General features: G+C 65.2%; 14 protein-coding genes. 6 read left to right on the top strand and 8 right to left on the bottom strand.

Translation table 11 applies throughout. The annotated features are described in order from the left end of the window. Positions 1-198 precede the first annotated feature (198 nt). Positions 199-978 carry an enoyl-CoA hydratase-related protein gene (locus tag CVM73_RS00805; RefSeq protein WP_100230123.1) on the top strand — a complete coding sequence of 260 codons (780 nt, stop codon included), beginning with the start codon at positions 199-201 and terminating at the stop codon, positions 976-978. A 183-nt stretch (positions 979-1,161) separates the two neighbouring features. On the opposite strand, the gene CVM73_RS00800 is transcribed toward CVM73_RS00805, so the two are convergent. From CVM73_RS00800 to CVM73_RS00790, 3 genes are read right to left on the bottom strand one after another with little or no spacing between them, the layout of a single operon-like run. Next, positions 1,162-1,539, bottom strand: a complete 378-nt coding sequence (locus tag CVM73_RS00800; protein WP_100230122.1) for a DUF6285 domain-containing protein — start codon at positions 1,537-1,539, stop codon at positions 1,162-1,164. Between the two features lie 3 nt (positions 1,540-1,542). Next, complete coding sequence (locus tag CVM73_RS00795) at positions 1,543-2,529, bottom strand: phosphotransferase family protein (RefSeq protein ID WP_100230121.1); 987 nt, start codon at positions 2,527-2,529, stop codon at positions 1,543-1,545. Then, complete coding sequence (locus CVM73_RS00790) at positions 2,526-3,314, bottom strand: enoyl-CoA hydratase/isomerase (RefSeq protein WP_100230120.1); 789 nt, start codon at positions 3,312-3,314, stop codon at positions 2,526-2,528. The genes CVM73_RS00795 and CVM73_RS00790 overlap by 4 nt, the downstream gene beginning before the upstream one ends. Before the next feature lie 195 nt (positions 3,315-3,509). On the opposite strand from CVM73_RS00790, the gene CVM73_RS00785 reads away from it, so the two are divergent. The 3 genes from CVM73_RS00785 to CVM73_RS00775 all read left to right on the top strand — a co-directional run bounded on the left by CVM73_RS00785 (position 3,510) and on the right by CVM73_RS00775 (position 6,390). Further along, positions 3,510-4,289, top strand: coding sequence for an SDR family NAD(P)-dependent oxidoreductase (locus CVM73_RS00785; protein ID WP_100230119.1), 780 nt, complete (start codon positions 3,510-3,512; stop codon positions 4,287-4,289). Between the two features lie 132 nt (positions 4,290-4,421). Further along, a complete protein-coding gene (locus CVM73_RS00780; RefSeq protein WP_100230118.1) occupies positions 4,422-4,802 on the top strand; it encodes a VOC family protein in 381 nt (126 codons plus the stop codon). Between the two features lie 310 nt (positions 4,803-5,112). Further along, complete coding sequence (locus tag CVM73_RS00775; RefSeq protein WP_100230117.1) at positions 5,113-6,390, top strand: acyl-CoA dehydrogenase family protein; 1,278 nt, start codon at positions 5,113-5,115, stop codon at positions 6,388-6,390. A 162-nt stretch (positions 6,391-6,552) separates the two neighbouring features. Here CVM73_RS00775 and yghU read toward each other — a convergent pair whose 3' ends face one another. Then, entirely contained in the window at positions 6,553-7,428 is an 876-nt protein-coding gene (gene yghU / locus CVM73_RS00770) for a glutathione-dependent disulfide-bond oxidoreductase (RefSeq protein ID WP_100230116.1), read from the bottom strand. Positions 7,429-7,745: 317 nt separating this feature from the next. On the opposite strand from yghU, the gene CVM73_RS00765 reads away from it, so the two are divergent. Continuing rightward, entirely contained in the window at positions 7,746-8,879 is a 1,134-nt protein-coding gene (locus CVM73_RS00765) for a nitronate monooxygenase (RefSeq protein WP_100230115.1), read from the top strand. A 188-nt stretch (positions 8,880-9,067) separates the two neighbouring features. Further along, complete coding sequence (locus CVM73_RS00760; RefSeq protein ID WP_100230114.1) at positions 9,068-10,582, top strand: acetyl-CoA acetyltransferase; 1,515 nt, start codon at positions 9,068-9,070, stop codon at positions 10,580-10,582. A gap of 151 nt (positions 10,583-10,733) precedes the next feature. Here the strand turns inward: CVM73_RS00760 and CVM73_RS00755 are convergent, their stop codons facing one another. The 4 genes from CVM73_RS00755 to CVM73_RS00740 all read right to left on the bottom strand — a co-directional run bounded on the left by CVM73_RS00755 (position 10,734) and on the right by CVM73_RS00740 (position 18,895). Beyond that, entirely contained in the window at positions 10,734-11,936 is a 1,203-nt protein-coding gene (locus CVM73_RS00755; RefSeq protein ID WP_100230113.1) for an efflux RND transporter periplasmic adaptor subunit, read from the bottom strand. Then, entirely contained in the window at positions 11,923-15,102 is a 3,180-nt protein-coding gene (locus CVM73_RS00750; protein ID WP_100230112.1) for an efflux RND transporter permease subunit, read from the bottom strand. The genes CVM73_RS00755 and CVM73_RS00750 overlap by 14 nt, the downstream gene beginning before the upstream one ends. A 170-nt stretch (positions 15,103-15,272) precedes the next feature. Beyond that, positions 15,273-16,967, bottom strand: coding sequence for a methyl-accepting chemotaxis protein (locus tag CVM73_RS00745; RefSeq protein WP_100230111.1), 1,695 nt, complete (start codon positions 16,965-16,967; stop codon positions 15,273-15,275). Between the two features lie 236 nt (positions 16,968-17,203). Beyond that, positions 17,204-18,895: a methyl-accepting chemotaxis protein gene (locus CVM73_RS00740; RefSeq protein WP_100230110.1), complete on the bottom strand. Its 1,692-nt coding sequence runs from the start codon at positions 18,893-18,895 to the stop codon at positions 17,204-17,206. Positions 18,896-19,006 lie beyond the last annotated feature (111 nt).

Genomic DNA, 19,006 nt, shown 5'->3' with positions numbered 1-19,006 from the left:
TTGATTTTATCGTTTTGCGTTAAGGCGCTAGGCGCATTTTTGCTTGGAACGATTAAGGTGAGAAGAGCGCGTGCAAGTCAAGCAAGCCGAGACGTGTCGGCTATGCAAGGCGCACCAGCGCAATTCGATGGTGCTCCGCCGCCGACGCGCGGTAGTATGACGGCAATATTCCGACACGAGAAAATGCGGGAGCGCGCGATGGAGCTGAAATTTTCCAAGGTGGAACGCAAGGGACCGATCACGATCGTCACGCTGTCGCGGCCCGAGGTCTACAACGCCCTGCACACCGATGCGCATTTCGAGCTTCAGAAGGTGTTCGATGATTTCTCGGCCGATCCCGAACAGTGGATCGCGGTCGTCACCGGCAGCGGCGACAAGGCGTTCTGCGCCGGCAACGATCTGAAATGGCAGGCCGCCGGCGGCAAGCGCGGCTGGGACAAGGGCGGCTTTGCCGGCCTCACCTCGCGCTTCGACTGCGACAAGCCGATCATCGCCGCGGTGAACGGCGTCGCCATGGGCGGCGGCTTCGAGATCGCGCTCGCCTGCGACCTCATCATCGCCTCGGAGAATGCGACCTTCGCCCTGCCCGAGCCGCGCGTCGGCCTCGCCGCGCTCGCCGGCGGCCTGCATCGGCTGCCGCGCCAGATCGGGCTGAAGCGCGCCATGGGCATGATCCTCACCGCGCGCCATGTCAGCGCCAAGGAGGGTTTTGAGCTCGGCTTCGTCAACGAGGTGGTGCCGCAGGGCGAGGCGCTTTCGGCCGCGCTGCGCTGGGCGGAGATGATCACCAAGAACTCGCCAATGTCGATCCGGGCCTCGAAGCAGGCCATCCAGAAGGGGCTTGGCGTGTCGCTGGAGCAGGCGATCGCGGATCAGCGCGATTATCCGGCTGTGAAGGCGATGGTCGCCTCACAGGATTACATCGAGGGCCCGAAGGCATTTTCGGAGAAGCGGCCGCCGAAATGGGTGGGGAGGTAGGACGCTCTCTGCCGTCCCAGAAGGTCTACGCCCAACCACCGCTGTCATGCCCCGGCTTGACCGGGGCATCCAGTACGCCGCGGCCTCTCGGTTCAATCTTTGCTGTCTCTGGAATACTGGATCGCCCGCCCCTGTGCGCAATTGCGCACTAGGCGGGCGATGACACCGAGGTTGCGGAAGCGTCTATCCGCCTCGCGATAACTCCCGCTTGTACGACGCATAGCTCGGCTGGTCCACGGCGAGCTTGTCCATCGTGGTCGCCCACAGATGTTCCGCGAGACCAGGCGTTGCCAGATCAACCTCGCCTTTCGCGATGCGCTCGGCGAGCGCGCGGTTGAGCTCCATGACCGAGCCGTCGATGCCGAGCAGAGCGCGCAGCCGCTCCACCTCCCTCGCATCGCTCCCCTCCTCCTGCGTCAGTTGCCGCGTCACGAGGTCGAGGATGTTGATGGCGACGCGCAGCTTGAAGGCCTGGTGGCCGCTGATCAGCGGCGTGATGTCGTTGCGAAGGAAATCGGCGACCGACTTGGTCAGCTCGATGGGGGTCGGCTCGTCCTGCATGTGTCAGCTCCCGCGCGGCGCCAACAGCCGCAACAGATCGATCTCGGTCTCGGAGGCGCGGCGACCGATCATGGCGCGCTCCATGGAATGGTCGGGCCCCTCGCGAAACCGCTGCATCATGCCGCCGCACATGATGCCCCAGCGCAGCGTGCCCATCACCTCCCAGAATTTCACGCGCGCAGGCTCGACCCTGCGGCCTGCGGCCTCATAACCCGCGAACAGCTCCTCGCGTGAGCCAAAACCGCCGACCGGCTTGTCGATCTCGCCGAAACGCCAGGAGTTGACGCAGACCCAGCCGAGATCCTCCATGGGGTCGCCGAGATGAGCGAGCTCCCAGTCCAGCACGGCGCGAACGCCGTCGGCGCCGATGATGAGATTGCCGTTGCGGAAATCGCCATGCACCAGCGTGGTCTCGGCCGCGGGACCGGGATCGTGGTCGCGCAGCCAGCGCAGCGCCAGCTCGAACACGGGCTTGGGCCAGTTCAGGCTGCGATAGTCGCGTTCGAACTCGGAGATCTCCTTCGTCGCCGTCATGTACCGCAGCTCCGGCAGCCTGTCCTGCGGCAGCCCATGCAGGCCCGCGAGAATGCCGCCGAGCTGCCGTGCGAGATGCGGCCGCGCCGCCGCGTAATCCTCATCGCGAAGAATCTTGCGGGCGATGGTCTCGCCCTCGACCCGCTGCATGATGAAGCCGGTGCCGAGATCGTCTTCCGGCACCAACACATGCATCACGCGCGGCGACGGCACGCCGGCCTCATAAGCGAGCTGCATCAGCTGCGCTTCAGCGGCAAGACCGGCCGCGCGCGTTGGCGCGGCGCCATAGCCTTTCGGCGAGCGGCGCAGGATCGCGCCGATCGGCCCATCAGGATGCATGATGTCGAAGCGCCAGGTTTCCTGGCTGGCGCCGCCGGACAGCTTTGCGGCCCTGGTGACTCCGGTCGCGCCTTCGCACCAGCGCACCACGCTGCGGGAAAGTTGCGCCTGGATCATTTGCCCTTGAACTGCGCGGGACGCTTCTCAAGAAACGCGCCGACGCCCTCGCGAAAATCCTGGGTGTCGCCGGCGCGAAGCTGGCACTGGAATTCGAGATTGAGCTGATCCTCGAAGGAATTTTCCGGGCTGTCCCAGTAGAGCTTGCGGATCAGCGACAGCGCCACGGTCGGGCCGCTGGCGAGCTCGCGGGCGAGCTTCATCGCCTCCTCCATCAGCACGCCGTCGTCGTAGACGCGGTTGACCAGGCCCCATTCCAGCGCCTTCTCGGCCGGCAGCCGCTCGCCCATCAGCGACAATTCGATCGAGCGCGCCCGGCCGACGAGCCGCGGCAAGAGCCAGGTCGAGCCGCAATCCGGCACGAGGCCGATGCGGCGGAAGGCTTGCAGGAAGTAGGACGAGCGCGCGCACAGGATCATGTCGCCGAGCAGTGCGAAGCTCATGCCGGCGCCGGCGGCGGGGCCGTTGACCGCGGTCACGATCGGGCAGTGCAGATTGCGGATGCGGCGCAGGAACGGGTGAAAGCCGGTCTCCAGCGTCAGGCCGGCCTTGGTCTTCTTCGACTGGTTGTTGCGCCCCTGGAGATTGGCACCGGTGCAGAAGGCGCGGCCCGCGCCGGTCAGCACGACGCAGCGCACCTCGTCCTTCTTCTCCTCGATCGCATCGAGCGCCTCGGCGAGACCGCCCAGCATATCCACGGAGACTGCGTTCATCACCTCCTGATGGTCGAGCTTGAGGATCGCGACCGATCCATCGAAATCGAGCGTGACGTGTTTGAACTGCATGGTTTCCTCGTCAGTTGCAGCCCGCGACAGTTTCGCAGACCGGAATTACTTTTGCCGGGCACATATTTGATTTTTGTCGCGACCTTGTCCATGGTGATCGGAGCATAGCAAGCAATCTTGTGCGCAGCGGCTGATGCGCCTGATGCCGGGAAGCCTTGCCAAAAAGGAAGTCTTGCCAAGAACAGGAAACGCGCCATGAACCTCTTCGACCTCTCCGGCCGCGTGGCCGTGATCACCGGTGGCAATGGCGGCATCGGGCTCGGCATCGCGCAGGCGCTCGCGGCCCAGGGCTGCAACGTCTCGATCTGGGGCCGCAATGCTGACAAGAACAAGGCCGCTGCCGCGAGCATGGCGGGGCTATCAGGCAAGGTCGACACCCGCGTCTGCGACGTTACCGATCCGACCTCAGTCAACGCCGCGATGAAGGCGACACTCGATACCTTCGGCCGCGTCGACGGCTGCTTCGCCAATGCCGGGATCGGCGGCGGCGGAAGGCGCTCCTTCATCGAGCGCACCGAGGAGGAATGGCGCACGATGTTTGCGACCAACCTCGACGGCGTGTTCCACGCGTTCCAGGCCGCGGCCAAGCACATGACGGATCGCGCCAATGCCGGCGATCCCTTTGGCCGCCTCGTCGCGACCTCGAGTCTCGCCTCGATCTTCGGCACCGCCCGCAACGAGCACTATGCCGCGACCAAGGCCGCCATCAACGCGCTGGTGCGCGCGCTCGGCGTCGAGCTGGCGCGTTACGGCGTCACGGCCAATGCGATCCTGCCAGGCTGGATCAAGAGCGACATGACCGCAGGGCTCATGGCCAACGACAAGTTCGTTGCCAACGTCATGCCGCGGATTCCAATGCGGCGCTTCGGCGAGGCATCCGATTTCGGCGGCATCGCGGTGTATCTGATGAGCAAGGCGTCGTCGTATCACACGGCCGATACGTTCGTGATCGACGGCGGTTATACGGCGTTCTGATATCTCGTAGGGTAGGCAAAGCCGCACTTGCGGCGTGCCCACCAATTCCATTTTCGATTTGCCGTGGTGGGCACGCTGCGCTTTGCCCACCCTACGGTTTCTGAGTTTGTACGCGCAGAAGGGAATGGGAAAATGTTTTCACACGTCATGATCGGCACCAACGACCTGGACAAGGCCAAGGCGTTCTACGACCAACTGCTCGGCACGCTCGAGGTGCGCCCGGCCAGGGTCGACGGCCATCGCATCTTCTACATCACCAAGACCGGCGTGTTCTCGGTGTCGAAGCCGATCAACGGCGAGCCGGCAACGTGCGCGAATGGCGGCACGATCGGCTTTGCCTGCAACTCCCCGGAGCAGGTCGACAAATGGCACGAGACCGGAGTCGCCGCCGGTGGGACATCGATCGAGGATCCGCCCGGCATTCGCCAAGGCCCGGGCGGCAAGCTCTATCTCGCTTACCTGCGCGACCTCGACGGCAACAAGATCTGCGCGATGCATCGGATGGCGAATTGAAGTAGCCACTCTACTGCTGTCATGCCCCGCGAAGGCGGGGCATCCAGTACGCCGCGGCCCTTCGGCTCTATCACTGCTGTCACGGAGTACTGGATCGCCCGCCCCAGTGCGCAACTGCGCACAAGGCGGGCGATGACAGCTGAGAGTGAGGCGCGTACATGCCACCTCCCTCATCTGGTTCAAACAACATTTCAAACGCCCTCGCGAATTCCATCACATGGCACGCCTGCGCATGAAAATGCGCGCTTCACTTTGGCAGCGCTACGACTATTCTCGCCGCAGCACGATCTCAGTGACCCCGGGAGGAACAATGACAAAACACACCTACATTCCCCGCACCACCAACTACACACTCAATCCGGGCGACGAGCTCAATGACCTCCGCATGTCGGACCAGGTCCGGCCGCTCTACGACCACGTCAAGAAGTTCATCCGCGACACCGTCGAGCCGATGTCGATCGAGTTCGCCAAGGCCGGCGAAGGCAAGGAGGATCGCTGGAGCTTTACGCCGAAGCAGCTCGAAGTCCTGGAGAAGGCCAAGAACAAGGCCAAGCAAGAAGGCCTCTGGAACTTCTTCCTGCCCGACGACGAGACCGGCCAGGGCCTGAAGAATCTCGACTACGCCTATATCGCGGCCGAGCTCGGCAAGAGCCCGCTGGCGTCCGAGAGCATGAACTGCTCGGCGCCCGACACCGGCAACATGGAGGTGCTGGAGCGCGTCGGCACCAAGGAGCAGAAGGAGACGTGGCTGAAGCCGCTGCTCAACGGCGAGATCCGCTCGGCCTATGTCATGACCGAGCCGAACGTCGCCTCGTCCGACGCCAAGAACATCTCGACCACGGCCAAGCTCGTCGGCGACGAATGGGTCATCAACGGCGAGAAGTATTACATCTCGGGCCTCGGCGATCCCCGCTGCAAGATCCTCATCGTGATGGTGAAGACCAATCCGGATGCGGCGCCGAGCAAGCAGCAGTCGCAGATCCTGGTGCCGCGCGACACGCCCGGCGTCGAGGTGCTCGGCCCCATGTACGTGTTCGGCCAGGACCACGCCCCGCGCGGCCACATGCACATGCGCTTCAACAATGTCCGCGTGCCGAAGGAGAACATGCTGCTCGGCGAAGGCCGCGGCTTCGAGATCTCGCAGCTCCGTCTCGGCCCGGGCCGCATCCATCACTGCATGCGCACCATCGGCAAGGCCGAGAAGGCGCTCGATTTGATGGTGCAGCGTGGCCTCACCCGCGAAGCCTTCGGCAAGAAGATCGCCCATCTCGGCGGCAACATGCAGATCATCGCGCAGGCGCGCTGCGAGATCGAGGCGATGCGGCTGATGGTGCTGAAGGCGGCGAAGGCCATGGACGTGCTGGGCAACAAGGAGGCCCGCGTCTGGGTCTCCATGGTCAAGGCCATGGTGCCGGAGCGGGCGTGCAAGATCATCGACCAGGCGATCCAGATGCATGGCGCGACCGGCATCTCGCACTGGACCCCGCTCGCCGAGATGTATCAGGACGTGCGGCACCTGCGCTTCGCCGACGGTCCGGACGAGGTGCACTGGATGGTGGTCGGACGCCACGAGCTGAGCATGGCTTAAGCCACTCATCTCTCTTTCCCTCTCCCCGCTTGCTGGGAGAGGGTGAGGGGGAGTCTCCACACCGACGGTAACAATTGGACTCGCGGAGAGTCCCCCTCACCCGCCGCGCTCGCGCGCGTCGGCCTCTCCCCGCACGCGGGGAGAGGCGAAGAAAGTACCGCCCTACGTCGCGGGCGCGAGCTTGTCCTGCGTCCTGGTCTCGAAATCGGATGCGTCGTGACGCTCGTGGAGCTGGCTGGCGGGGTCGCCGGAGACGCGATTGACCATGCGGCCGCGCTTCACGGCCGGACGCTTGGCGATCTGGTCGGTCCAGCGCTGCACGTTCTTGTAGTCCTGCACCGAGAGAAATTCGCCGGCGCCATAGACCAGCCCCTTGGCGAGCGCGCCGTACCAGGGCCACACCGCCATGTCGGCAATGGTGTACTCCTTGCCCGCGAGATATTCGTTGTCGGCGAGGCGCCGGTCGAGCACGTCGAGCTGGCGCTTGGTCTCCATCGCGAAGCGGTCGATGGCGTATTCGATCTTGGTCGGCGCATAGGCGTAGAAGTGGCCGAATCCGCCGCCGAGATAGGGCGCGCTGCCCATTTGCCAGAACAGCCAGGACATCGCCTCGGTGCGGGTCTTGATGTCCTTCGGCAGGAAGGCGCCGAACTTCTCGGCGAGGTAGAACAGGATCGAGCCGGACTCGAACACACGGATCGGCTCGGGTCCGGAGCGGTCCATCAGCGCCGGAATCTTGGAATTCGGGTTGATGTCGACGAAGCCGCTGCCGAACTGGTCGCCGTTGCCTATCCTGATCAGCCAGGCGTCGTATTCGGCCCCCTTGTGGCCGAGCGCCAGGAGCTCCTCCAGCATCACCGTCACCTTTACCCCGTTCGGCGTCGCCAGCGAATAGAGCTGGAGGGGGTGCTTGCCGACCGGCAGCACCTTGTCGTGGGTGGGACCGGCAATGGGCCGGTTGATGTTGGCGAACTGCCCGCCATTCTCCTTGTTCCAGGTCCAGACTTTGGGCGGCACGTAGGCGGGGGTATCGGTCATGCGGGGCTCCGGCGGAAAGATGCGCCTGCATTAATTAGCCCGCGAACGGCCGATGGCAAGGGCGCCGAAATGCATTGCCGGACGGGGCCACTCAGCGTTTTGTCATGGCACCCCCTCCCCGCCGTCATTCCGGGCTCGCTCTGCGGGCGCCCCGGAATGACGGCGTCACTTAGGACGCCGCGGCCTGCGGCCCGCGGATGGCGCGCGACGTCTACACACAAGATGCCTCGCCGAATCCGGCATGTCATCGATCGGCTAGCGTCACTTTGCTTTGCCAGCGAAAGCAACGAGAACGCGAAGGCTGCCGGGAGAGAGCCATGAAATCGCCGATCTGCGACATGCTGGGGATCGAATTCCCACTGCTCGCCTTCAGTCATTGCCGCGATGTCGTCGCCGCCGTCAGCCGCGCCGGCGGCTTCGGCGTGCTGGGCGCGACCGTGCACACGCCTGACACGCTCGAACGCGAGCTGAAGTGGATCGACGATCACGTCGATGGCAAGCCTTACGGCATCGACGTGCTGATCCCCGAAAACATCTCGACCGCTGGCGAGAAGGACGTCACCTGGAAGAGCCTGGAAGCGCGCGTGCCGCAGGCGCACCGCGATTACACGCGAAATCTCCTGAAGAAATACGACATCGAGCTGACGACCACCGAGGTCGCGGACAATCAGCCGCAGCCGTTCGACGCCAAGACGGCGCTCCAGCTGCTGGAAGTCTCCTTCAATCATCCGATCCGCCTGATCGCAAATGCGCCGGGCGTGCCGCCGAAGGCGATGATCGAGATGGGCAAGACGCACGGCGTGCCGGTCGCAGCGCTCGTCGGCGCCAAGGAGCACGCGCTGCGTCAGGTCGCGGCCGGTGTCGACATTCTCGTGGTGCAGGGCACCGAGGCCGGCGGCCATTGCGGCGAGGTCTCGACCATGGTGCTGGTGCCGGAGGTGATCAAGGCGATCAAGCCCATCCGCGACGTGCCGGTGCTGGCGGCCGGCGGCATCATGACCGGACGGCAGATGGCGGCCTGCATGGCGATGGGCGCGGCCGGCGTCTGGACCGGCTCGGTGTGGCTCGCCACCGTCGAGGCCGAGACCACGGAGATTTTCCGCGAGAAGATGATCGCGGCGTCCTCGCGCGATGCCGTTCGTTCGAAGGGCCGCACCGGCAAACCGGCCCGGCAGCTCCGCTCGGTCTGGACCGATGCCTGGGACCGCGCGCCGGAGAGCCCCGGCGCACTGCCGATGCCGCTGCAAAGCATCGTCAGCCGCGACGCCTTCCATTCGATCGACCGCGCCGCCGCAAGCGGCAACGCCAAGGCGCGCGATCTCGTCAGCTACTTCGTCGGCCAGGGCGTCGGCCTGATCGACAGCGTGAAGTCGGCAGGCGCGGTGGTGCAGGAGTTCAAGGAAGATTTCGCCGAAGCCGTCGAGCACATCAATGCGCTGGTGGCGGAGTGATTGCCCGTGGCTGGCGTGGTGTTCGCGGCCCATCCTTCGAGGCTCGGCCAGCGGCGCGAGTGCGCCGCCGGCCTCGCACCTCCTGCGACGATGGCTTTGCCATCGCGCGGGGATGGAGGTGGCCGCTTCTTCAGCAGCCCTCGAAGGGCGGCGGCGTGCCCAAGATCTGAAACGTGAAGCAAGAAGAAATGACCAGCTCCCCTACCCCCGAAGACCGCATCCCCGTCATCGTCGGCATCGGCGAGATCGTCGACCGCCCGAAGGAGATCACCGAGGGCCTCGAACCGCTCGATCTACTCGAACAGGCGCTGCGGCGCGCTGAGCAGGATGCCGGCGCAAAGCTGCTCGGCGAGGTGCAGTCGCTCGACGTCGTCAACTTCCTGAGCTGGCGCTATCGCGATCCGGAGAAGCTTTTGGCTGAGCGTCTCGGCATTGCGCCTGCGCATTGCTATTACGGCCCGGTCGGCGGCGAGAGCCCGATCCGTTACATCCACGAGGCGGCAAAGCGCATCGCGCGCGGGGAATGCAGCGTGGCGGCGGTCTGCGGCGCGGAAGCGCAGTCGACTGCGACCAAGGCGGAGCGCGCCGGCGCCAAGCTGCCATGGACGCCCTTCGCGCATGACGTCGAGGAGCCCAAGCGCGGCGCGGCGTTCCAGAAGCCGCTCGCGGTGAAGCTCGGCGTGTTTCGCCCCGTCACCGTCTATCCGTTCTATGAGGCGGCCTCATCCGCACATTGGGGCCAGACGCCGCGCGAAGCGATGGCGGAATCGGGCACGCTATGGTCGCGCTATTCGGAAGCCGCCGCGCAGAATCCCAACGCGTGGCTGAAGCGGCGCTATGCGCCCGAGGAGATCACGACGCCGACGGCGGACAACCGGCTGATCGCCTGGCCCTACAACAAGCTCATGGTCGCCAACCCCAGCGTCAACATGGGCGGCGCGCTGCTGCTCACCAGCCTCGCCAAGGCACGGGCGGTCGGGATTCCCGAGGACAAATTGGTCTATCCGCTCGGCGGCGCCTCTGCCGAGGAGCCACGCGACTATCTGCTGCGCGACCAGTTCTACGAGAGCCATCCGCAGAACGCGGTGCTCAGGAGCGTGATGGACCTCGCCGGCGGCGACGGCAAGCAATTCGATGCGATCGAGCTCTACAGCTGCTTTCCGTGCGTGCCCAAGATGGCGCGGCGGACGCTCGGCTTGGGTGCCGACGTGCAGCCGACCGTGACCGGCGGTCTCACCTTCTTCGGCGCGCCGCTCAACACCTACATGACGCACGCGGCCTGTGCGATGGTGCGGCGTGTACGCGACGGTGCCAAGCTCGGCCTGCTCTATGGCCAAGGCGGCTTCATCACCAAGCATCACGCGCTGGTCGTGGCAAAGACGCCGCCGCGTGAGGCGCTGGCGCAGGAGACGAGCGTGCAAGGCGAAGCCGACCGCAACAAGCGCGCGGTGCCGGAGTTTGTGACGGAGGCTTCGGGCAAGGGCAAGGTCGAGAGCTTTACCGTGCTCTACGGCCGTGGCGGCGATGTTGAGCACGGCGTGGTGATGCTGCGCACGGCGGATGATCGGCGTACACTTGCGCGGATTCCGGCGAGCGACGGCGTGACGCTGGCGCATCTACTCGACATGGATCGCACACCGGTGGGCTCGCTCGGCGAGATCACGATGGCTGGGGATGGCGTGCCGGAGTGGCGGGTGGCGTAGCTCCCTCTCGTGTCCCGGACGCGGTGCGGCATGCAATGCCGCTCCGCAGAGCCGGGACCCAGAGAGCTACACAGTACAGCGAGGAGAGATGGGCCCCGGCTCAGCGGCGCACCACTTCGTGCTGCGCCGCGTCCGGGGCACGAGACAGTCTTCAGCTCTTCGGCGGCTGCTTCTCCGACGCAGTCGCCGGCTTGCCTTTGGCACCGGCGCCAACCACACGCACCGCATCGCCGTCCGCAAGGCCGTCGGGCGGGGCGGTGATGACGCGATCGTCCGGCGCGATCCCCGAGGCGAGCTCGATCTCGCGGCCGAGATCACGCGCGATGGTCACGGCCTTGAACCGCACCTTGTCGTCCGCCCCGACGGTCGCAACGCGCAGGCCGCTGCCGTTGAAGATCAGCGCACTGGCGGGAATGCTGAGCGGCGCGGAGTCGCGCTGCAGGCTCAGCTTCACGCTGGCGTAACCGCCGGGCATCAGCTCGCCGCTCGAATTGTCCAGACCAAGCTGCATCCGCGTCGTGCCGGAGGCGACGTCGACCGCCTGCGAGGACGCCTCCACCGTCGCCTGAAAAGTCCGGTTCGGGTATTCCGGCAGCGTGATCGTCGCCTTGGCGCCGATCCTGATCGCCGGCACGTAGTTCTGGGGCACGTTGACGTAGACGCGCAGCTTGGTGATGTCGGAGATCACGAACATCGCCGGGCCCGAGCCGCCGCCGGCATTGATCAGCGCGCCGACGTCGGTGTCGCGCGCGGTGACGACGCCGTCGAACGGCGCGGCGATCTTCTTGTAGCCGGCGAGCGCTTCCAGCCGCTCGACATTGGCCTGCCCCGAATTGACGGCCGCCTTCTTGTTGGAGAGGTCGGCAGTGCGCTCGTCGATCTCCTGCGCGGAAACGAAGTTGGAGGCGACCAGCGTCTTGCGCCGGTTCAGCGTTGCTTCCGACAGCCTGGCGCTGGCCTGCTGGCTGGCGAGGTCGGCGCGGGCCTGCAGCAGCTGCTGATCGAGGTCCGGCGCCTCGATTTCGGCAATCACCTGGCCGGCCTTGACGCGAGCGCCGATGTCGGCACTCCAGCTCTTCAGGTAGCCCGACACGCGGGCGAAGATTGGCGCGCGGTAGTAGGCTTCCAATCGGCCGGGCAGATCGATGGTGGCGTTGAGGTCCTTGGCGCTGGGCAGCGTCACCGCCACGCTGGGAACGGCCTGGTCATCGGTCCATTCCTTCAGCCTGGAGCCCTGCTCCTCGCGGGCACGGATGCCGGTGCCGACGACGAGACCTGCCGCAATCAGCGCCGCCACGCCGAAGATGCCCAGTTTCCGGTGCGACACCGCCGAGCGGGGTTCAGTGGGCGACATGCGGAGTCTCCAATGAGGCGGCGGCTTTGACGCCTTGTTTCTTGTGGACCATGCTGAACACCACGGGAACGAACATCAGCGTGGCGAATGTTGCAAAGATCAGGCCGCCGATCACGGCGCGGCCGAGCGGCGCATTCTGCTCGCCGCCCTCCCCTAACCCCAGCGCCATCGGCGCCATGCCGATGATCATGGCGAGCGCGGTCATCAGCACCGGGCGGAACCGGACGAAGCCGGCTTCGAGCGCGGCGGCGATGGGATCGCCGAGCTCCTCGTAACGCTCGCGCGCGAAGGAGATCACGAGCACGCTGTTGGCAGTGGCAACGCCCATGCACATGATGGCGCCGGTGAGCGCCGGTACGGACAGTGTCGTCTCCGTCATGAACAGCATCCAGACGATGCCGGCGAGCGCGGCCGGCAGCGCGGTGATGATCACGAACGGATCGGACCAGGACTGGAAGTTCACGACGATCAGGAAGTAGATCAGCACGACGGCCCCGAGCAGGCCGAACAGCAGGCCGGTGAAGGCGCTGTTCATGGTCTGCACCTGGCCGAGCAGCACCACGGACGAGCCCTTCGGCACCTCTTTCGCAGTTTCGGCGATCAATTTTCGGATGTCGGCGGCGACCGCGCCGAGATCGCGGCCTGACGTCGTCGCAAAGATCTGGACCATCGACTGGATGTCGTACTGCGACACCACCGCGCTCGAGGTCGAGCGCTTGATGTCGGCGATGCCGCCGAGGATCGGCGACTGCGCATTGCCGGCGGCGGTGATCGGCAGCGTCTGCAGCGCGCCGAGCGAGTCGATCTGGTATTGCGGCGTCTGCATCACGATCGAGTAGGACACGCCGTTGTCGGGATTGAGATAGTAGGTCGGCGCCACCTGCGATGAGCCGGCGAGATTGACCACGAGGCTGTTGGTGACGGCGCGTTCGGTCAGGCCGACATATTGCGCGCGGGTGCGGTCGACGTCGATGTTGAAGGTCGGATTGTTCGGCGACTGTTGGATGCGCGCATCGGCAACGCCCGGAATCTTGCGGACCTTGGCCAGCAGGCTGTTGGCATAAGCGAAATTCGCGCCGAGATTGGCGCCGCGAATTTGCAGGTCAATCGGCGCCGGCGCGCCGAAATTCAGGATCTGGCTGACGATGTCGGCCGGCAGGAACGCGAAGCTAACGCCGGGGAACAGGCGCGGCAATTGCTCACGCAGCACCTTCACGTGCTCTTCCGTCGGCTTGTGGCCTTCCTTCAGCTTGATCTGGATGTCGCCGTCCTGCGGGCCGATCACGCCGGTGTTGTTGTAGGTCATGTTGATGCCAGAGATCGGCATGCCGATATTGTCGGTCATGGTCTCGATCTCGCCCGGGATCAGCTTGCGGACCGCCTTCTGCACGTCGGCGAGCTGGTTGGCGGTCTCCTCGACGCGCGTGCCGACCTGGGTGCGGACATGCATGAGGATGTTGCCGGCATCGACCGCGGGGAAGAAATTGCGCCCGAGGAACGGCACCAGCGCGAAGGATGCGCCGACGACGCAGAGGAAGCCGATCACGAACACCGCGCGGTGCGCCAGCGCCAGGCCGAGCAGGCCGCGATAACCACCGCGGATGCGCTCGAACCGCGCCTCGAAGCCGCGCTGGAACCAGACCAGAGGATTGCGCGACTTCGGCGGAAAGCCCTCGTGATGGACATGCGCCTGCAACAGATAGTTCGCCATGGTCGGCACCAGCGTGCGCGACAGGATGAACGACCAGATCATCGCGAACATCACCGCTTCCGCCATCGGCACGAACAGGAAGCGTGCGACGCCGGTGAGAAAGAACATCGGCACGAACACGATGCAGATGCAGAGCAGCGAGACGAAGGCCGGCGTCACGATCTGATTGGCGCCGTCGAGGATGGACTGCTCGACCGGCTTGCCCTGCTCGAGATGGTAGTTGATGTTCTCGATGGTGACGGTGGCGTCGTCGACGAGGATGCCGACGGCGAGCGCAAGGCCGCCGAGCGTCATGATGTTCAGCGTCTCGCCGATCGCCGACAGCATGATGATGGCGCCCAGCACGGAGAGCGGGATCGAGACCGCGATGATGATGGTCGAGCGCCAGCTGCCGAGGAACAGAAGGATCATGACGCTGGTCAGCAGCGCCGCGATCACGCCTTCAAAGGCGACGCCCTGGATCGCGCCGCGGACGAACACCGATTGGTCGCCGATGAAGCCGATCTTGAGCGCATCCGGCATCTGGTCCTTGACCTCGATCACCTTCTGCTTGATGCCGGCGATGATATCGAGCGTCGAAGTGGCGCCCGCCTTCAGCACCATCATCAGCACCGAGCGGTTGCCGTCGACATGGACGATGTTGGTCTGCGGCGGATTGCCGTCGCGCACGGTGGCGACATCGCGCACATAGACCATGGCGCCGTTGACGGTCTTGATCGGCAGATTGCCGAGCTCGTCGATCCGGAGCGGCGAGTTGTTGAGCTGGATGTTGTATTCGAACTGACCGATCTTCTGGGTGCCGACCGGCGTGATCAGGTTTTGCGCGGCGAGCGCATTGGCGACGTCCTGGCCCGACAGGCCGCGGGCCTGGAGCGCGGTGGGATCGAGGTCGATCTGGACCTGGCGCTGCTTGCCGCCGAATGGATAAGGGATCGCCGCGCCTGGCACGGTGACCAGCGGCGTGCGGAGCTGGTTGATGCCGATATCGGCGAGATTTTGCTCGGTGAGCCCCTCACCTGACAGCGCGACCTGAATGATCGGCACGGTGGAAGCCGAGTAGTTCAGGATCAAGGGGGGCGTCGCACCCGGCGGCATCTGCTTGAGCAGCGTCTGCGAGATCGCCGTGACCTGCGCATTGGCGGTGCGGATGTCGACGTTCGGCTGGAAGAAGATCTTGATGATGCCGAAGCCGTTATAGGAATTGGCCGTGATGTGCTCGATGTCGTTGACGGTCGTCGTCAGCGCACGCTGGAATGGCGTGGTGATGCGGCCCGACATCTGGTCCGGCGGCAGGCCGGTGTACTGCCAGACCACACCGATCACGGGAATGCGAATGTCCGGGAAGATGTCGGTCGGAGTCCGCAGCGCCGCGAGCGGTCCGATGATCAGCAGCAGCAGCGCTAGCACGACGAACGTATAGGGCCGGCTCAGGGCAATACGGACCAGAGCAATCATGCGCCAGGCAATTCCAGGTCAGGCGAGGATAAGGATTCCGCCCCCACGGCGATCCCCTGCTCCCCTTTACCTGAGCACCGCCAGAAACGCTAACCTCCGGCGGCCTTCACGCATTCACTTCCCTGCTACCGCACTGCGAAATCTACATCGCAGCCATGCAGCCGCGCGCCTCAGGCGGCGCGGACGGAGTTCAGGAACTTGCCGACCTCGAGCTTGAGCCGGCTGGAGTCGCGCGACAGCATCTGCGCGGCGGACAACACCTGCGAGGAGGCCGACCCGGTTTCGGATGCGCCGCGCTGGACGTCGCCGACATTGGACGAGACCTGCTGGGTGCCTCGGGCAGCCTGCTGCACGTTGCGGGCGATCTCCTGCGTAGCCGCGCCCTGCTGCTCCACGGCCGCCGCAATCGCCGAAGCGATTTCCGACAGACGCGCGATGGTGCCGCTGATCTCGCCGATGGCGCTGACCGAATCCTGCGTCGCCGCCTGGATGCCGCCGACCTGCTGGCCGATCTCGCCGGTCGCCTTGGCCGTCTGCTCGGCCAGTGCCTTGACCTCGGAAGCGACCACCGCGAAGCCGCGGCCGGCCTCACCCGCCCGCGCCGCCTCGATCGTAGCGTTGAGTGCCAAGAGATTGGTCTGGCCCGCGATCGCATTGATCAATTCGACGACATCGCCGATCCGCGCCGCAGCCCGTGACAGCTCGCTGACGCGTTCCGTCGTGGCATGTGCCTGGCTAACTGCCTCGCTGGCAATTCGGGTGGAATCCTGCACCTGCCGGCCGATCTCGCGCACGGAGGATGACATCTCCTCGGCGGCCGACGCCACCGAATGGACATTGCTGGAGGCGGCCTCCGAACCGGATGCGACCACCGTGGCCAATTCCTGCGCCCGGCCCGCAGTCGAGGACAGGGTCGAGGCCGAAGCCTCGAGCTCGGTCGCGGCCGAGGACACAGTCTCGACGATCTCGCCGATCGCGGCCTCGAAGCCGTCGGCGAGCTTGGTCATGTCGGACTTGCGCTGCGCCTCGGCGCGGCGCTGCACGGCCTGCACCTCGTCGCGGCTGAAGCGGATGATGGTTTGCACGGTCTGGAGGTTGCGCAGCGCCTCACCGATCTCGTCGTCGCGCTCGATCACGATGCGGTTGTCGAGCTTGTCCTGCACGAGGTTGAGCAAAGTGTCATTGAGCTGCTGCATCGGACCCTGGATCGCACGGATGGTCGCAAGGCCGGCGAAGCCGGCGATGGCGGCGCCGAACAGCGCCAGCAGCGACAGGACCAGACTGGTCGAGCCGCCGGCGGAGAGCGCGCCGCCGATGCCGAGCGCGAGCATGAACAATGCCTGGATCACCATCGTCGTGACCAGGCGCGCCTTCAGCGTCCCGGTGAAGGTGCTGAAGCGGTCGAGCCACGAGCGCCGGCGGATGATGCCGGCATCGACGCGGTAGCCATGCGGCTTCTTCTCGCGAATGGCGGTGTAAACCTCCTCGGCGAGCCTGCGCTGGTCGGCCGGCAGCCTGGTGCGGATCGAGGTATAGCCCTTGACCTGGCCGTTCTCGCGGATCGGAGAGGCCGTCGCCAGCACCCAGTAGAAGTCGCCGTTCTTGCGGCGGTTCTTTACTGCGCCGAGCCAGGGCTTGCCCGCCTTCAGCGTGTCCCAGAGATTGTCGAACGCCTCAGGCGGCATGTCGGGGTGGCGAACGACGTTGTGCGGCTGGCCCATCAGCTCGGCCGAGGTGAAGCCGGCGGCAGCGAGGAAGTCCTCGTTGAAGTAGGTGAGCTTGCCCTTGATGTCGGTCCGGGAGACGATCAGCGTCTCGTCGCTCACGGGGTATTCGACATCCGTAACAGGGAAATTCTTGCGCATCGGAGGCCCCAAATGAATTGATTATCTGTTCATTGCAATTCGGACGGCCGCTATTCGAGTCGTCTTGCGCGATTCTCATAAAGCGAATTTAACTATCAATGAAACGCGCTCCCCGTAGGTCTACGGGGCGCCCCCATGATGCTACCTGCAAGCGACATCGGGCTACCGGCGCTGAAAAGAAAAAGAGCGGCGCTGTGCAACGCCGCTCTATCTTGCCGCAACGGATGTTCGAGACTTTACGCAGCGCGCACGTTGGTCAGGAACTTGCTGACCTCGGTCTTCAGCCGGTTCGAGTCGTTGGACAGCATCTGCGCTGCCGACAGCACCTGCGAGGATGCCGTGCCGGTCTCGGTCGCGCCGCGCTGCACGTCGGTGATGTTGGACGAGACCTGCTGGGTTCCTTGCGCGGCCTGCTGCACGTTGCGTGCGATCTCCTGCGTCGCCGCGCCCTGCTCCTCCACGGCCGCCGCGATGGCCGACGAGATTTCCGACAGACGCTCGATGGTCGAGGAGATCTCCTTGATCGCGCCGACCGAATCGTTGGTCGCCGCCTGGATGCCGGAAATCTGCTGGCCGATCTCGCCGGTTGCCTTCGCGGTCTGCTCGGCGAGGGCCTTCACCTCGGAGGCGACGACGGCGAAGCCGCGACCGGCTTCGCCCGCGCGTGCCGCCTCGATGGTGGCATTCAGCGCCAGGAGATTGGTCTGGCCGGCGATGGTGTTGATCAGCTCGACGACATCGCCGATGCGCGAGGCGGCCTTGGAAAGTTCGCTGACGCGCTCGGTGGTGGCACGCGCCTGGCCGACGGCATCGCCCGCCATCCGCGCCGATTCCTGCACCTGACGGCTGATCTCGCCGACCGACGAGGCCATCTCCTCGGTCGCCGAGGCCACCGATTGCACGTTGGTCGAGGCTTCCTCCGAGGCGCCCGCCACCGTGGTCGCCAGTCGCTGCGAGCGGTCGGCGGTCGCGGTCAGGGTCGAGGCGGAGGCTTCGAGCTGGGTCGAGGCCGACGACACGGTCTGGACGATCTCCCCGATCATCGTCTCGAATTCGCGGGTGATGTTGTCGACCCGGCGGCCGCGCTCGATCTTGGCTTCGGCGTCGGCCGCGGCGGCTTCGTCGGCGGCCTTCTTGGCGATCAGCGCCTCCTTGAAGATCTGGAGCACGTCGGCCATGGCGCCGATCTCGGTCTTCTCGCCACGATGCGGGACTTCGGCGGAGAGGTCGCCCTTGCCGAGGGCCTGCATCGGCTCGATGATCGAGTTGATGCCGCTCGAGACATCACGGACGAGATAGAAGCTGAGTCCGATGCCGGTCACGACGGCGACGCCGAGAATGACCGAAACCAGCATGAAGGCATAGGCGTAGCTATCGGCGGCATCCTGGGCGGCCTGTTCGCCGCCCTTGGTGTTGAGCGCGATGTCCTTGTTCAGGACCTCATCCGCCTGAAGCCCGATCTTGTTGACCGTCTTGGAGTTGAGCTCCTGCGCCTCGCGCGGGATCTTGCCGGCCTCCTTGCGCGACAACGCCATGACCTCCTCGGTCCCCTTTTTGTACTCATCCCAGAGCTTGGACCACTGGCTGTAAAGCGCCCGCTCTTCCGGGGAGGTGATCATCGGCTCGTACCTGGCGCGCACTTTGGCGAGCGCCTCGGTCACGGTGGCGGCGGTCTTCTCGGTCGCGAGCTTGTCTTCCAGAGCTTCGGCCAGCATGTGCTGGCGCACGACGTTGCGATAGGTGATGACGCTGGCGCGCAAATCCCCGATCACCCGGACGCTGGGCATCCAGTTCGTGGTGATGTCCACTGTGTTGGCGTTGATCGATCGCATCTTCATGACGGCAAGCAGGCCCATGCCGGCCATCGCAACCAGCAGGAACGCCACGACACTGATGATCTTGGCGCGGATGGAGATCTTAGCGAACATGATTGAGGTCTCTTCGTGCAGGCGCGAGCGCGCGTCCGGGAGTTACGAATCAAACAAAAGGAGCAGCGCCGACATCCAACACCAGAGCACCTGCGCGGATGTTAACTACGA

The sequence above is a fragment of the Bradyrhizobium forestalis genome (assembly GCF_002795245.1).
GTDB classification, from domain to species: Bacteria; Pseudomonadota; Alphaproteobacteria; order Rhizobiales; family Xanthobacteraceae; genus Bradyrhizobium; species Bradyrhizobium forestalis.
The sequence above is the reverse complement of the archived record's forward strand: the minus strand, read 5'-3'. Positions and strand labels throughout refer to the sequence as shown.